Raw genomic sequence first — 13555 nt, 5'->3', positions numbered from 1 at the left:
CCACGAACGGGCGACTGCCCACTACCCACGCCGGGTAGGTTCGGGGCCGGGCGAATGGCGGGGGTCGCATGGTCAGGGGTTGGCACGGCTGGCTCGGTACGTTCAACGGCGTCGTCCTCATCACGGTGGTCGTCCTGCCGTTGGCCGCGCTGGCGGTGTGGGCCCTGGCGCGCCGCCGACGTGCCGCCGGTACCACGTCGGCGTGGCGGACGTCGCTGGCCGACGTCGGCATCGTCTACGGCACCGTGCCGTGGGTATGGATGATCATGTTGCCGGGTGAACAGGCCGGCGCCGTCTCCGGCCGGGTGACAGTGGTGCCGCTGCGCGACCTGCTCACGATCTTCTCCGACGGAGGGCCGCTGACGGCGACGGTCCAGGTCGTCGGCAACCTGCTGGTCTTCGCGGCCCTGGGGTTCTTCGTGCCGCTGCGGTTCCCGGCGCTGGCATCGGTGCCGCGGATCCTGGTCCTCGCGGCCGGCTGCTCGGTCCTGGTCGAGACCGCGCAGTACGTCCTGCGGCTGGACCGGGTGTCGTCGGTGGACGACGTCCTGCTCAACGCCGCCGGCGCCGGGCTGGCGGCGCTGGTGTCCCGCCGCTGGTGGCGCGACACACCCGACACGTCCACGGATCGTCGACCTCAGCCGGCCCCGGCAGTGGGACGCTGAGCGCCGCGGTCAACTACCAACAGAGCTGACAGTCGATCAGGTGGGCGGCTCTGCCAACCGCTCCAGCCGCGCCAGACCATCCCAGCCACGCTCGCGCATCAGATCCAGCAGTCGCTGCACCCGCGGGTCCGCCTCGACGGCCAGCGCGTCCAGCAGGTCGAACGGCAGATCGTCCCGCGCCACCTCACCGAGGTCGATCTCGCCAGAGCGGTATGCCTGCTCGGCGAGGCTGGCCAAGATGTCGGCGGCCTCCACCAGACGCGCGTCGTCGCTGGTGTCGCTCTCGAAGATCTCCGACAGGATCCGGTAAAGCCGTATGAGCTGCGGGTCGTCGAGCTGCGCGATCTTGCCGGGCATCCATTCGCGGACGCGATCGGGCCAGCGAGCCGACATCAGGATCCAGCTGTCCCGCTCACCCGCAATCACCCGCTCGGAGACGCCGATGTCCCGGAGCCGGTCAAGGTAGGTGATCACCTCTGGTGCGAGCGCCAGCCGATCCCCGGCCGCGAGTTGCGCGATCTGCTTCCGGCTGGCCTCCAGCCGTGCGATCTCGTCGTCCAGTTGCCTGTCGATCTCCTCGATCGCGGCCGCGAAGGTCGACGCGTCGGCCTCCAGCATCTGACCAATCTGGGACAGCGGCACGCCGGCGTTGGCGAGAATCCGGATCCTGATGAGGGACACCACCGCCCCCGCGCTGTACCGCCGATAGCCCGAGGCGTCCCGCTCGGGCTCCGGCAGCAGACCGATCTGGTGGTAGTGCCGTACCGCCCGCACCGTGACGCCGGCGTACGCCGCGAGTTGACTGATCGTCAGCATGCCCTGATCCTGCCCCTCGAGACGCTCGGCCCCACTCGGATCCAGCTCAGGAGATCTTGCGGCGGTAGGTCAGGTTGGCGAAGAGGTAGGCCACTACGAGGATGCCGACGCACCAGGCGAGGGCGGTCCAGATGCCCGATCCGACCGGCTTCTGCGCGAAGAGGTCCCGGATCGCGTTGACGATGGCGGTGACCGGCTGGTGCTCGGCGAAGGCGCGCACCGGGCCGGGCATCGACGCGGTGGGCACGAAGGCCGAGCTGACGAACGGCAGGAAGACCAGGGGGTACGAGAAGGCGCTCGCGCCGTCCACGGACTGAGCGGTGAGGCCGGGGATGATGGCGATCCAGGTCAGCGCCAGGGTGAACAGCACCAGGATGCCAGCGACGGCGAGCCACCCCAGCACGCTCGTGCCGGTGCGGAAGCCCATGAGCAGGGCGACGAGGACGACGACGACCAACGAGACCAGGTTGGCGACCAGCGAGGTCAGCACGTGCGCCCAGAGCACCGAGGATCGTGCGATCGGCATGGACTGGAACCGTTCGAAGATGCCGCCCTGCATGTCCAGGAAGAGCCGGAAGGCGGTGTACGAGATGCCCGAGGCGATCGTGATGAGCAGGATGCCGGGGAGCAGATAGTTCACGTACGAGTCGGAGCCGGTCTCGATCGCTCCGCCGAAGACGTAGACGAACAGCAGCATGAAGGCGATCGGCATGACGGCGGTCGTGATGATGGTGTCCGGGCTGCGGGCGATGTGGCGCAGTGAGCGTCCCAGCAGAACTGTCGTGTCGCCGAGGAAGTGCTTGCTCATCGTTGTTCCTTCTCGGTCTTGGCGCCAACGAGGGTGAGGAAGACGTCCTCGAGGGTCGGCTGCTTCTCGACGTACTCGATCTCGGCGGGTGGCAGGAGTTGCTTGAGCTCGTCGAGGGTGCCGTTCACGATGATCCGTCCCTCGTGGAGGATCGCGATCCGGTCGGCGAGTTGTTCGGCCTCGTCGAGGTACTGGGTGGTGAGCAGCACCGTCGTGCCGCCACGGGCGAGTTCCCTGATCGCCTGCCACACCTCGATGCGCGCCTCCGGGTCCAGCCCGGTCGTCGGCTCGTCGAGGAAGATGACCGGCGGGTCCCCGATCAGGCTCATCGCGATGTCGAGACGGCGACGCATGCCGCCGGAGTACGTCCGCACCCTCCGGGCGCCCGCCTCGGTCAGCGAGAAGCGCCTCAGCAGGTCGTCCGCGATCGCACCGGGCTCCTTGAGGTGCCGCAGCCGGGCGACCAGGACGAGGTTCTCCCGCCCGGTGAGGATCTCGTCGGCCGCCGCGAACTGCCCGGTGAGACTGATCGACTGCCGTACGTCGGCGGCCTGGGTCGCCACGTCGAAGCCGGCGACCCGGGCCGTCCCGCCGTCGGCCCTGAGGAGCGTGGCCAGGATCCTCACCACTGTGGTCTTGCCGGCACCGTTGGAGCCGAGCAGGGCGAAGATGCTGCCCCGCGCGACGTCGATGTCGACGCCGCGCAGCACCTTCAGCTGCTTGAACGACTTCTCCAGGCCGTGCACGTGGATCGCGGGTTGCTCGGCCTGAGCTGTTGTGTGCGAATTGCTCATGGCGGCAGCATGGAGGGTTGACGCAGCGTCAAGGTCAAGCCGACCGGCTCGGCGACGCGTGCGCGACCCTGACTCTTCACGCCGATGTCACCGCCCGATCCCACGGGTGACGTGTCGCTGTCCGCCCGAGGGAGTTGGCTGCCAGTCGTCGCACTTGTCTTGACCAGGAGTTGATCCACGTGCCTTCCTCTCGTCGTACCTTCCTCGCCAGTGGCGCCGCCGCCGGCGTCGGCCTTGCCGTCGCGGGCGGCCTGCCGTCCCTGGCCCAGGCCAGCCCGGCCCGGCCGCACCCGCCGGTGAAGCCCGGTAACGCGCCTTTCCCGCCGCTCGTGGACGACCCCAAGGGAATCCTGGCCCTGCCCAGGGGCTTCAGCTACACCGTGATCACCCGGACCGGTGTCACCCGGCTCGACCGCGGCCAGGGCACCACCCCGTCGGACCACGACGGCATGGCCGTGTACGACGCCGGCCACGGCCGGTACACCCTGATCCAGAACCACGAGATCGACCCGGGCGCCGAGTTCGGCGTGCCGCACGTCAAGGGAACGGTCTACGACGCGGGCGCCGTCGACGCCGGCGGTTGCACCGTGATCAAGACCGACCTCGCGGGCCGCAACCTGGGTGAGTTCGTGGCGCTCTCCGGCACCATCTCCAACTGCGCCGGCGGACCGACCCCCTGGGGCACCTGGCTCACCTGCGAGGAGACCGAGGACCGGGCCGGCGACACGTGGGAAGAGGGCGGCCGGTCCGGCGTCTACCAGAAGGACCACGGCTACGTCTTCGAGGTGTGGGCCGACGGCAGCGCCGACCCGAAGCCGATCAAGTGCCTGGGCCGCTACTCCCACGAGGCCCTGGCCGTCGACAAGGACCGCACCCGGATCTACCTCTCCGAGGACGCCGACGAGCCCAACGGCCTCTTCTACCGCTGGACGGCGCCACACGGCGTCAAGCTGGGCCCGGGCGTGCTCACCCGCCTCGCACCGAACGCCGGCGTCCTCGCCGCGATGCAGATCATCATGGATGACGGTTCGGTGCTGCCGGACGTCGCCTACCTGACCTCCGCCCAGCTGGGCCGCCCCTTCCCGGTCCGGTGGATCGAGGTGCCGGACCGCGACGCGCGCACCAGGTCGGTGCGCGAGCAGTTCGCCGACGGCCAGGTCACCCGCGGACGCAAGTTCGAGGGCGTGTGGGCCACCGACGAGGGCGTGTACGTCGTCAACTCCTACGCCTGGGACGAGGGTGACCTGCCGGCGGACGCGGCGCCGCACGACGGAATGGTCTGGTTCTACAACTACAGCAACCAGACCATCCAACTGGTGACGTACTTCCCGCACCAGACCGCCTCCGAGGAGGGTGCGCCGGTCAAGTACACCGACCTCACCTTCGACGGCCCGGACAACGTGACCGTCACCCCGTGGGGAAGCCTCGTGCTCGCCGAGGACGGCACGGGCGCCTCGCACGTGCTCAGCACGATCCCGGGCGGGCCTACCTACGCGATCGCCCGCAACCAGCTCAACGACTCGGAGTTCTGCGGGCCGACCTTCAGCGCGGACGGCAAGGTGCTCTTCGTCAACATGCAGGACCCGGGCCTCACCCTGGCCATCACCGGCCCGTGGGAGAAGTACCTGGGCTGACCGAGCCCACACGTGGGGGCCAGGCGATTTCGCCTGGCCCCCATCAGGTTCGGCCGCGCTCAGGAGACGCGCGGCAGGCGGCACTAGTCGAGGCAGAACTCGTTGCCCTCGACGTCCTGCATGTTGAGGCACGACTCGTTCTCACCGTCGGCGAGCAGCAACTGCCCGCGTACCGCGCCGAGCGGGATCAGCCGCGCGCATTCGGCCTCAAGGGCGGCCAGGCGCTCTTCGCCCACGAGCCCGGTCACGACCCGCACGTCGAGGTGCACCCGGTTCTTGACGACCTTGCCCTCGGGCACCCGCTGGAAGTACAGCCGCGGGCCCACCCCCGACGGGTCACTGCACGCGAACCACGAACCCTGCTCGAAATTGACATCGTCCCAGGTGGCGCACCCCTCCGGGGGCGGCGGCGGGACGTACCCCAACACCTCACACCAGAAACGACCGACGCGCACAGGCTCGGCGCAGTCGAATGTCACTTGGACCTGCTTGACCGACATCCGTTCACCTTATGAGTCGCGCTGCCGCCGCTGTCGTCGCACCCCAGGCGCTAGGAGGTGACGCGCTGGCGTTGGCAGTGGCGGGCGGCCTTGGCGCGAGCGCCGCAGCCGTCCATCGAGCACCAGCGTCGGGTGCCGTTGCGCGACGTGTCGTAGAAGGCGCCGTCGACCCCGGCGACCATGATCCCCGCGGACGTCAGTGCGTGCTCCGCGGCCTCGGTGTCGCCGCTGCGCCCGAGCGCTCGCGTAAACGGTGCGGCGTGGGCCCGGCCGCCGCTGTCAGCCCGGCCGACGGTGATCAACGGCCGGTCGTGGAGATCTCACTCCACCTTGGTGAGAAGTGGTTTCCCCTTCTCGACGACGTACGTGGCCAGTTCGACAGCGATACCGTCGCCAACATTGCGGGCCTGGTGGTGCACACCGTACGGGACGGTGAGCGCGTCGCCGGGATTGCACACCATGGGTGGCTGGCCCTCCAGCCGATATTCGAGCGTTCCCTGCAGAACGCAGATGATCTCCTCGCCGGGGTGGAAATGCTTGAACGGTGGCGAATCCGGAGTGAACTCCACCCGGGTCTGAATGACCTCTCGCCCAGGGATGCTGAGGTCGTGCCGTTGCAGATCGATCCGCCACAGCCCTGGTGCTGACTCCACCGCAGTGGGGCTGATCCCCTCCGGTCGATCCTTGGTGCTCATGACGGCCTCCTGTGAGCCGTCGGGCCGACGGCCATTACTCAAATTGGTGCATCCCCGTCGAGGATAGGTAGCCGCGGACGATTAGGGGCGGGGACGCCGACACGGAGGTTCGATTCGGCGAAGCCGGCCTGTGCCGGGCGCGGAAATCCACTTGTGCTGTTTCCTGAGTGCTGCTTCGCTCTTGCCCGTGACCGAGCTTCGTACGCCGCGACTGCGCCTGCACCCCATCGACACCGCAGAGGGTGAACGCATCGTCGGGCGGCGCGCCGGGGCCGGGGATGACTGGGCCGAGGACTTCCCTTTCGACGGCGACATCCTCGGCGTGCGGGGTTTTCTCACTGCCACCGCCGCCTACGGCGACCGACGTCCATTCGGGCACTACCGGATCACCCGCACCGCCGACGGAAAGGCCATCGGAGGAATCGGTTTCAAGGGTCAGCCGGAGAACGGACGCATCGAGGTCGGTTACGGCCTCGCCCCGTCAGCCCGGGGAAACGGCTACGCGGCGGAGGCCCTCGCCGCCCTGCTCGACCTCGCGACCGCACACGGACTGTCCCGCGTCGTCGCCGAGACCACCGGCGACAACGTCGCCTCCCGGCGGACCCTCGAACGTGCCGGCTTCCAGCACACCGGCACCAACGATGATCTCCACCAGTACGAGGTACTCCTCGGCGCCCCCTCGCGACCGACTCGGACGCGGTAGTCCGATCCCCCGGCCGCCTGCGGCAGCCGAGCTCAGCGACGGGGCAGCAGCCCTCGTTCGGTCATGTGGGCGCGCAACGCCTCGGCATCCTCGGCGGACATCAGCCAGCGGGGGATCACGGTCGCCGGCATTCGGCCGACGTACACGACCCAGAAATCTCCGGCGTCCCGCACCTGGGCAACCCCGTCCCAGGCGATGCCGCCGGACTCCGAGCCGCTGCGCATCATGATGTTGTCTTCGGTGATGTCGTAGGCACCCTCGACGGCGTAGCTACCGGAACGGCGTCGGGCGCGCGCCAGCACCCACGGCCGGTACAGCATCGACAGCACGCCGGCCACGACCAGCGCGGTCCACAGCGGCGAACTCCGCTCGCCCCACCCGAACCCCCGCGAGACAACGAGACCGATGACACCGACCGCCGTCAGGACCGCTCCGATGTAGCCGAATCTGCGGAGCCGGACGTTGCCGAGCGCTGCGGCCACCCGGCTCGGGTAGGCGGGATCGGCGGGGACGTCAAAACGGATGTGCACGCCAGAACGATAGTGCCTCCAGCCGCCCCTGAAGTCGCCTTGCCCCGCCCCACCTGACAAGCCGCGGGCATCCGGGTGCGGCAGTCTGCGGCCCGGCACCGGCCCGCCGAGACACGGCGGATAGGGAAGACTGGCGCGCATGGCTGATCTGAGCGATGCGAAGGCCGCGCTGCACCACTACCTCCGGGAGAACCGCGAAGACCTCATCTGGAAGCTCGACGGGCTCAGCGAGCGGGAGGTCAGGCTGCCCCGGACGGCGACCGGCAACAACCTGCTGGGTGCGGTCAAGCATTGCCTCAATGTCGAAGCCGGCTACTTCGGGCCCACCTTCGGCCGCGAATTCCCGACGCCCGACGAACTGGTCCCCCTGACGGCGTTCGACGAGGACCCGCAGGCAGACTGGTACGCCCGTGAGGACGAGACGAAGGACGGGCTGATCGACCTGTATCGCCGGGTCGGCGCGTTCGCCGACCAGACGATCGACCAGCTACCGCTCGACGCGCCGGGGCAGGTGCCGTGGTGGCAGCCAGGTCGGCAGGACGTGACGCTACAACGGATCATCATCCACGTGACCTGCGATCTCGCCCGGCACGCCGGGCACGCCGACATCATGCGCGAACAGCACGACACGGCGGTCGGCCTCCGGCGGAACAACAGCAACATCCCCGACGACTACGACTGGCCGGCGTACGTCAGCAAGCTGACGAAGCTGGCCGACCACTTCGGGTGACCGGGAAAGCTGCGGACGTGCGAGACGACCTCAACCAGATCGAAGCGGCTTTCCTGGGAACACCACTGGCCGGCCTGCCGATCGGGCACGGCCCATCGGGCACCATCCTCGTCGCCGACGTCGACCCCGACCGTCTGCACGAGGTCTGGCAGGCCGCCGAGGCGCTGGTGCCGGTCATCGGACGCCGGCCCGTCATGGTCACCGACGACTTCGACGACCTGACGATCCGGTCCGAGCCCGAGCAGGGTCCGTCGGAGTCGGAGCTGCGCGCGTTCGTCGAGGCGGCAGCATCCTCCGAACCCTGGCTGGCCCACCGCCACTACAGCGAGGACCAACAGGTCGACGAGGACGAGATCGGGTTCTACGCGCGTGGCACGACCGGCGTCGACCTGACCGACCTGGTGCCGGATGTGGTGCTGCCGACACCACGCCCGGTGCTGGAGCGGACGCTGTACGACCGGCTGCTCGCCGATGCCGACCTGCACGCCCAGGTGCTTGGCAACGTGCGGCTCGTGACGCAGACCGACTACTGGTACACGCCGGACAGCGTCCTGCTCATGCTGCTGCCCACCAGCGACGTCCGCGGCTCGGCGTACTGGGTGGACTTCTACGGCGCGCTCACCGAGGAGGATCGGCAGCAGCTCGCCGAGGTGCTGGCGCAGTGGCGGCACCGGTGGGACGCCCGCCTGGTCGCATCGTGGGGCACCATGCTCCAGTTTCAGGTGGATCGTCGCCCGACGCCGGGCGACGAGGCGTGGGCCGCCGCCGGTCAACTCAAGGCGCTCGCTCCGAACCTCGAACTGAGCCGATGGGAGGTCGCCGTCGCCCTACCCGCCGGTGACGCGTGGTTCGTCCACAACCGACCCTGACAGACCTGGCTGTTCCGGTTGCTGGATTGCCGGCCTCGCGGTCTGCGTGACCCCTTCCTGGCGCAGTTCGAGGACGTAGGGCTGGTCGTCGGTCCGGACGAACCGGACCTCCAGATCGAGGTCCGGGTGTCGGTAGCGACCGTCCGGGTCCGCCAGGAGGACAACCGGTTGCTGGGTCGCGGCGGCGAAGGTCAGCTGGCCGTCGGTGAGCGCGACGTCGATCGGGTAGTCGTCGCGCAGCACGTAGCGGCCTGCGACATCGGCAGGCGGCGCGGCGGTGATTCTGGTGGTGGCGTAGCGACGGTCCGCGGCGGCACGGATGCTGACCAGCAGCTCCCAGCCATCCTCGGAGTTGGTCATCGCCGCGACCGCGGTGCCGCTGTCGGGCCACACGTAGGAGAAGCAGGTATAGCCGACGTTCAACCCGGTGTGTCCGAAACGCCGACGCTCGGCGCGGTCGTCGAGTTCGGTACCGAGGCCGTAGGTGCCGCCAGGAATCTGCGGCGTACACATCTGGGTGGCCAGGTCCCGGTCGAGCAGCTTCGAACCTCCCGAGACGGCTCGGGCGATTTCGAGGTCGAGCCGGAGCAGGTCGGTCGGAGTGCTCCACAGTCCGGCCGCGGCCAGCTCCGGTTGCGTTCGCCAGCCGCCAGGAATCCTGGTGCCGCCGCCGTGGTGGCCATGCGCCACCCGATCCGGTCGCTGATGCGGAAACTGCTGGTCGAAGCTGCTGTCGGCCATGGCCAGCGGTTCCAGCACCAGAGTTCGCAGGAGGTCCTCGAACGGGGCTCCGGTCGCGTCCACCATCAGCTGCTGGAGCACCGAGTAGTGGCTGCCCGAATACCGGAAGCGGCTACCCGGCAACAGGGTCGGCCGAACCGGTGCGGTAGTCGTCGCGCCGCCGCCTTCCAGGACCTGCAACAGCGACGGGGCCCGATCTGCGGCGTAGCCGCGGTACCAGGTGTCGGACAGCCCGGCAGTGTGCGCCAGCAGCTGTCGTACCGTGACTCCCTGCTGGTCTTCGCGGCCGGGCAGGTGCCACGAGGTGAGGTACTCGCCGATGTCGGCGTCAAGGTCCAGGACACCGGCCTGGACCAGTCGCAGTGCACCGAACGCCGCGACGTGCTTACTGATCGAACAGGCCGCGAAGGCGGTGCTCGTGGTTATCGGAGCCGACGTCCCGACCGCCATGACGCCAAACCCTGCCGCCCACACCTGCCCGCTCACGTGGCCGACGGCGATGCTGACTCCCGGCACGTCATAGCTGCTCATCAGCTCGGGCAACGCCGCCGTGTCCGGTGAGAGCAGCCCGGACGACACCTGCCGGTCAAGCTCGCCCAGCAGCGAGACCCAGTCCTGAGGCAAATCCACGACGTCGATTCTCGACCGCGCCCACCGGTGGATCAACACCCGTCAACCGGCGGGACTCACGACGGTACGAGAGACCTCACGGATCAGATCGAGCGGTTCTTCGGTCCAGTGGGAGGCGAGGACGAGTTCCCGGGCCGGGTCGACCCACAGCAGGTGTCGCCCACCGTTGCCCCGGGCGCTGCGGCCGGTCGCCGGCGCTCCGGGCCACGGCACCTGCTCGTCGTTGAGCCACCACAGATAGCCGTACTCCCGTTTGACCGGGCACGGAGCCCAGGACTGGTCAACCCATTCGGCGCTGAGCAGCCGGGTCCCGGCATGGGTCCCCCGGTCCAGGAAGAGCTGCCCGATCAGGGCCAGGTCGCGGGCCGGGACGATCAGTCCGCCGCCCCAGTGCGCGCCGCCGGAGACCACCTCGACCCGGCGTCCGTCGAGGTCGACGACGCTCGTCCGGTACCCGTGCCACGACCACCGGTCGGAGGCACCCAGCGGATCCATGACCCGCTCCCGCAGCACCTCCGGCAGCGACCGGCGAAACAGCAGCGTCAGCGCGTACGCGAGCAGGTTCATCCGTACGTCGTTGTACGCCCACCCCTGTCCCGGCGGTGTGCCGTGCACCTCGGTCCGCTCGCGGAAGCTCTGCGCGTCGACGCTCGCCGGCTTGCCCCACAGCTCGCCCTCCCACTGGCTCGACTGCTGCAGCAGATGACGCCAGGTGATCTGCTCGTTGTGCGGCCCCCGGAGCTCGGGAACGTCGACGACCTGGTGCACCGGTTGGTCCGGCATCAACAGCCCGTCGTCGAAGGCGAGGCCGGCCACCACCGACACGACCGACTTGGTGACGCTGAACGCCATCTCCGGGACGTCCGGGTCGCCCCAGGCCGCGACCTCTCGACCGCTCACCCGGACGACACCACTGGCTCCACTGGCGGCGCGCAGCGGGCCGACGACCTCACGATGGCTGGCGTCGGAGACCTGTGCGGCCAGGTAGGTCTCGATGTCGGCGGCGTCTCTGGTCCACCGAGCACCGAACTCCTGGACGGTCCGCTCCAGCCGCTGCTGATTCACCGACACGTGACCCATGCCCCGCAGTGTCCAACACCCCCGCTACCGCCAGGGCGAGTCGTGACCAGCCACATAGGATCGGGCGACCTCGTACGCCGGACCTGAGGAGTGTCCCGTGACCCTGCTGGAGCGTCTGCACCTGGCCGGTATGCGCGAGGTCGTCGCGGTGCAGCCGGTGACCGGCGGGCTCGCGGCCCTCGCGGGCATCGCCACCCGCCAGGATGCCCCGCCGGTGTTCGTCAAGGCATTCGCCGACCCGCCGGCCGACGACGTCTTCGCCGCCGAGGCCGAAGGGCTGGCCGCCCTGCGCGAGCTGGGCGGTGTGGCGACACCCGAGGTGATCCTGGCGGATCGGGACGTCCTGGTGTTGTCGGTGTTGAGCGAGAGGCCACGCAGCGAGGCCTTCTGGGAACAGTTCGCACACCTGCTCGCCCGCCTGCACCTGAATACGACCCATCCCCGTTTCGGCTGGCACCACGACAACTGGCTGGGCCGTCGCCGCCAGGTCAACACGTGGAACGACGACGGCTTCGCCTTCTTCGCAGAGCACCGGCTGCTGCGTTGGCTCGACGAGCCCCGCGTCGAGGCGGCGCTCGACGCCCAGGACCGTTCGGCGCTGGAACGGCTCTGCGACCGGCTGCCCGACCTGCTGCCGGAGCGTCCGGCGTGTCTGACGCACGGCGACCTGTGGGCACAGAACGTCCTGGCCACCGCGGACGGAGAGCCGGCGCTGATCGACCCGGCCGTGTCGTACCTGTGGGCCGAGGTCGACCTCGCGCACGTGTGGTCCACCTCGCCCCCGCCCGAGGCGCGACGGATGTTCGAGGTCTACGCGGAGCTGACCTCGCTCGACGCCGGCTGGGAGGCCCGGATGCCGGTCATCCAGCTGCGCCAACACCTCGCCGTGCTGGCGCAGTTCGACGACGACTGGGGTGCGGCCGATCAGATCCGCGCCGTCCTGGCCCCGTTCCGGACGCGATCCTGACACGGAGGGCCGGCCGCCGAGCGCGGAGGACGGCCCGGCCAGCTGATCCTGTTGACGGCGGCCGAGACCCGCGCGCGGAGCGAGGGTCGGGTCCTCGATTACGGTGACCCACTGGAATGGGGGTGGGCCATGGCACCGGAGGTGTCGCCGCGAAGGGCCAGGGCCGTGCTGGTCACGCTCTCCCTCGCCGCGTTCGCGTTCATCACGACCGAGCTTCTGCCCGTCGGTCTGCTGACCCGCATGGCACCCGATCTGGACCGGTCCCGCTCACAGGTGGGTCTGCTGGTCAGTGGGTACGCCGTGGTGGTGGTGCTGGCGTCCGTGCCGCTGACCCGACTGACTCAGCGGGTCCCCCGGCGGCACCTGCTCGGCGTCACGATGCTCCTGTTCGCCGTCGCGAACGCCGCCGCCGCGCTCGCGCCGACGTACGCCGTGCTGGCCGGCTCCCGCCTGGTGACCGCCCTCGCCCAGGCGCTGTTCTGGTCCGTCGCCACGGCGACAGTGATCGGGCCGTTCCCGGTCGCGGTGCGCGGTCGGGCGGTGGCGCTGTTCGCGACCGGGGCGACGCTCGCCCCGGTGCTCGGCGTCCCCCTCGGCACCTGGCTCGGGCAGCAAGCCGGCTGGCGAGCGGCGTTCGCGGTGCTGGCCGGGATCGGTGTGGCGATCGCCGCCGCGGTGCTGCTCCTTCTCCCCTCCTATCCCCCGGCCGCCGGTGGCGCCGCCCGGGGCAGTGCACCGGACGGGCGGCGCTTCGCCGTCCTGCTGATCGCCACCGCCCTCGGCATCGGCGGCTTCATGACCCTGCAGACCTACGTGACACCGTTCCTGCTCGACGTCAGCGGCTTCGCCGACGCGGTGCTGGCGCCGCTGCTGTTCGTCTCCGGCGCGGCGGGCGTCGTCGGCACCCTGGTCGCGGCCCGGACCCTGGACACCCGACCGATCGCTTCGCTGCTGACGCCGCTGGCCATCGGTACGGCCTCGCTGCTCGGGCTCTACGCGCTCGGCGCGCTCAAGCCGGGCGTGGTCGCGCTGCTCGCCGGGATCGGCCTCGCCTACGCGGCGTTCGGCTCCGCCGTGCAGAACCGGATGCTGCAACTGGCCCCGGGCAGCACCGACATCGCGTCGGCCGGGGTCAGCACCGCCTTCAACGCCGGCATCGCCGGCGGATCACTGCTCGGCGGTGCCCTCCTGCCCACCTCGGGGGCACGCCCCCTGGCGCTCGCCGGCGGGCTGCTGACGCTGGCCGCCCTCACGCTGCTCGCCGTGGACGCGCGTCGCGGCCGCGTCGTCGCGCCGGAGCCGACCGTCGCCTGCCCCTCCACCAGTCCCCCGGCTACGCGCCGGTCCGACGTGCCTGCGGTCGGAAAACCTTCCGGTACGCGCCCGGCGTGAC

General features: G+C 69.9%; 16 protein-coding genes. 7 read left to right on the top strand and 9 right to left on the bottom strand.

What is annotated here, in order from left to right; translation table 11 throughout:
* The first annotated feature begins 68 nt into the window (after positions 1–68).
* Positions 69–665: a VanZ family protein gene (locus GA0070561_RS15305; RefSeq protein ID WP_091400995.1), complete on the top strand. Its 597-nt coding sequence runs from the start codon at positions 69–71 to the stop codon at positions 663–665.
* A gap of 36 nt (positions 666–701) precedes the next feature.
* Here the strand turns inward: GA0070561_RS15305 and GA0070561_RS15300 are convergent, their stop codons facing one another.
* The 3 genes from GA0070561_RS15300 to GA0070561_RS15290 are packed head-to-tail and all read right to left on the bottom strand — an operon-like array spanning position 702 to position 3083.
* Complete coding sequence (locus GA0070561_RS15300; RefSeq protein WP_091400993.1) at positions 702–1481, bottom strand: MerR family transcriptional regulator; 780 nt, start codon at positions 1479–1481, stop codon at positions 702–704.
* A 46-nt stretch (positions 1482–1527) separates the two neighbouring features.
* Positions 1528–2289 (bottom strand): ABC transporter permease, encoded by a 762-nt coding sequence (locus GA0070561_RS15295; RefSeq protein WP_091400990.1) that lies wholly within the window; start codon positions 2287–2289, stop codon positions 1528–1530.
* Positions 2286–3083, bottom strand: a complete 798-nt coding sequence (locus GA0070561_RS15290) for an ABC transporter ATP-binding protein (RefSeq protein ID WP_091400987.1) — start codon at positions 3081–3083, stop codon at positions 2286–2288. The genes GA0070561_RS15295 and GA0070561_RS15290 overlap by 4 nt, the downstream gene beginning before the upstream one ends.
* Before the next feature lie 179 nt (positions 3084–3262).
* Here GA0070561_RS15290 and GA0070561_RS15285 point away from each other — a divergent pair, with 179 nt between their 5' ends.
* Positions 3263–4717, top strand: coding sequence for an alkaline phosphatase PhoX (locus GA0070561_RS15285; protein ID WP_091400985.1), 1455 nt, complete (start codon positions 3263–3265; stop codon positions 4715–4717).
* Between the two features lie 83 nt (positions 4718–4800).
* Here the strand turns inward: GA0070561_RS15285 and GA0070561_RS15280 are convergent, their stop codons facing one another.
* Genes GA0070561_RS15280 through GA0070561_RS15270 form a run of 3 tightly spaced genes read right to left on the bottom strand, consistent with a single transcriptional unit; the run spans position 4801 to position 5912 of the window.
* Positions 4801–5217 carry a VOC family protein gene (locus GA0070561_RS15280; RefSeq protein ID WP_091400983.1) on the bottom strand — a complete coding sequence of 139 codons (417 nt, stop codon included), beginning with the start codon at positions 5215–5217 and terminating at the stop codon, positions 4801–4803.
* A gap of 50 nt (positions 5218–5267) precedes the next feature.
* Positions 5268–5519 carry a CGNR zinc finger domain-containing protein gene (locus GA0070561_RS34735; RefSeq protein ID WP_244166242.1) on the bottom strand — a complete coding sequence of 84 codons (252 nt, stop codon included), beginning with the start codon at positions 5517–5519 and terminating at the stop codon, positions 5268–5270.
* Positions 5520–5537: 18 nt separating this feature from the next.
* Positions 5538–5912, bottom strand: coding sequence for a cupin domain-containing protein (locus GA0070561_RS15270; RefSeq protein WP_091400980.1), 375 nt, complete (start codon positions 5910–5912; stop codon positions 5538–5540).
* Positions 5913–6099: 187 nt separating this feature from the next.
* Between GA0070561_RS15270 and GA0070561_RS15265 the strand changes: the two genes are divergently transcribed.
* Entirely contained in the window at positions 6100–6615 is a 516-nt protein-coding gene (locus tag GA0070561_RS15265; RefSeq protein WP_167362413.1) for a GNAT family N-acetyltransferase, read from the top strand.
* Between the two features lie 32 nt (positions 6616–6647).
* Here the strand turns inward: GA0070561_RS15265 and GA0070561_RS15260 are convergent, their stop codons facing one another.
* Positions 6648–7145 carry a YcxB family protein gene (locus GA0070561_RS15260; protein WP_091400975.1) on the bottom strand — a complete coding sequence of 166 codons (498 nt, stop codon included), beginning with the start codon at positions 7143–7145 and terminating at the stop codon, positions 6648–6650.
* A gap of 139 nt (positions 7146–7284) precedes the next feature.
* Here GA0070561_RS15260 and GA0070561_RS15255 point away from each other — a divergent pair, with 139 nt between their 5' ends.
* Both GA0070561_RS15255 and GA0070561_RS15250 read left to right on the top strand, forming a co-directional pair.
* Positions 7285–7875: a DinB family protein gene (locus tag GA0070561_RS15255; protein WP_091400973.1), complete on the top strand. Its 591-nt coding sequence runs from the start codon at positions 7285–7287 to the stop codon at positions 7873–7875.
* A gap of 17 nt (positions 7876–7892) precedes the next feature.
* Positions 7893–8744, top strand: coding sequence for a DUF4253 domain-containing protein (locus tag GA0070561_RS15250; RefSeq protein ID WP_091400971.1), 852 nt, complete (start codon positions 7893–7895; stop codon positions 8742–8744).
* Here the strand turns inward: GA0070561_RS15250 and GA0070561_RS15245 are convergent.
* Positions 8703–10115, bottom strand: coding sequence for a serine hydrolase domain-containing protein (locus GA0070561_RS15245; RefSeq protein ID WP_141710379.1), 1413 nt, complete (start codon positions 10113–10115; stop codon positions 8703–8705). The two genes, GA0070561_RS15250 and GA0070561_RS15245, sit on opposite strands and share 42 nt — an antisense overlap.
* Before the next feature lie 42 nt (positions 10116–10157).
* The gene (locus GA0070561_RS15240; protein ID WP_091400967.1) at positions 10158–11195 is read right to left on the bottom strand and encodes a serine hydrolase domain-containing protein; all 1038 of its coding nucleotides are present in this window, start codon (positions 11193–11195) and stop codon (positions 10158–10160) included.
* A gap of 97 nt (positions 11196–11292) precedes the next feature.
* Between GA0070561_RS15240 and GA0070561_RS15235 the strand changes: the two genes are divergently transcribed.
* The gene (locus GA0070561_RS15235) at positions 11293–12162 is read left to right on the top strand and encodes a fructosamine kinase family protein (protein WP_244166239.1); all 870 of its coding nucleotides are present in this window, start codon (positions 11293–11295) and stop codon (positions 12160–12162) included.
* A 129-nt stretch (positions 12163–12291) separates the two neighbouring features.
* Positions 12292–13554 (top strand): MFS transporter, encoded by a 1263-nt coding sequence (locus tag GA0070561_RS15230; protein WP_091400964.1) that lies wholly within the window; start codon positions 12292–12294, stop codon positions 13552–13554.
* Position 13555: the final 1 nt, after the last annotated feature.

Origin of the sequence: Micromonospora saelicesensis (assembly GCF_900091575.1) — a bacterium.
In the GTDB taxonomy this organism is placed as follows: domain Bacteria; phylum Actinomycetota; class Actinomycetes; order Mycobacteriales; family Micromonosporaceae; genus Micromonospora; species Micromonospora saelicesensis.
This window is presented reverse-complemented; position numbering and strand designations above follow the sequence as displayed.

What these genes read in the sequence shown, in the direction of transcription:
- GA0070561_RS15270 (WP_091400980.1), bottom strand. Translation starts at nt 5,912, where the DNA reads ATGAGCACCAAGGATCGACCGGAGGGGATCAGCCCCACTGCGGTGGAG.
- GA0070561_RS15230 (WP_091400964.1), top strand. Translation starts at nt 12,292, where the DNA reads ATGGCACCGGAGGTGTCGCCGCGAAGGGCCAGGGCCGTGCTGGTCACG.
- GA0070561_RS15300 (WP_091400993.1), bottom strand. Translation starts at nt 1,481, where the DNA reads ATGCTGACGATCAGTCAACTCGCGGCGTACGCCGGCGTCACGGTGCGG.
- GA0070561_RS15255 (WP_091400973.1), top strand. Translation starts at nt 7,285, where the DNA reads ATGGCTGATCTGAGCGATGCGAAGGCCGCGCTGCACCACTACCTCCGG.
- GA0070561_RS15280 (WP_091400983.1), bottom strand. Translation starts at nt 5,217, where the DNA reads ATGTCGGTCAAGCAGGTCCAAGTGACATTCGACTGCGCCGAGCCTGTG.
- GA0070561_RS15295 (WP_091400990.1), bottom strand. Translation starts at nt 2,289, where the DNA reads ATGAGCAAGCACTTCCTCGGCGACACGACAGTTCTGCTGGGACGCTCA.
- GA0070561_RS15305 (WP_091400995.1), top strand. Translation starts at nt 69, where the DNA reads ATGGTCAGGGGTTGGCACGGCTGGCTCGGTACGTTCAACGGCGTCGTC.
- GA0070561_RS15290 (WP_091400987.1), bottom strand. Translation starts at nt 3,083, where the DNA reads ATGAGCAATTCGCACACAACAGCTCAGGCCGAGCAACCCGCGATCCAC.
- GA0070561_RS15240 (WP_091400967.1), bottom strand. Translation starts at nt 11,195, where the DNA reads ATGGGTCACGTGTCGGTGAATCAGCAGCGGCTGGAGCGGACCGTCCAG.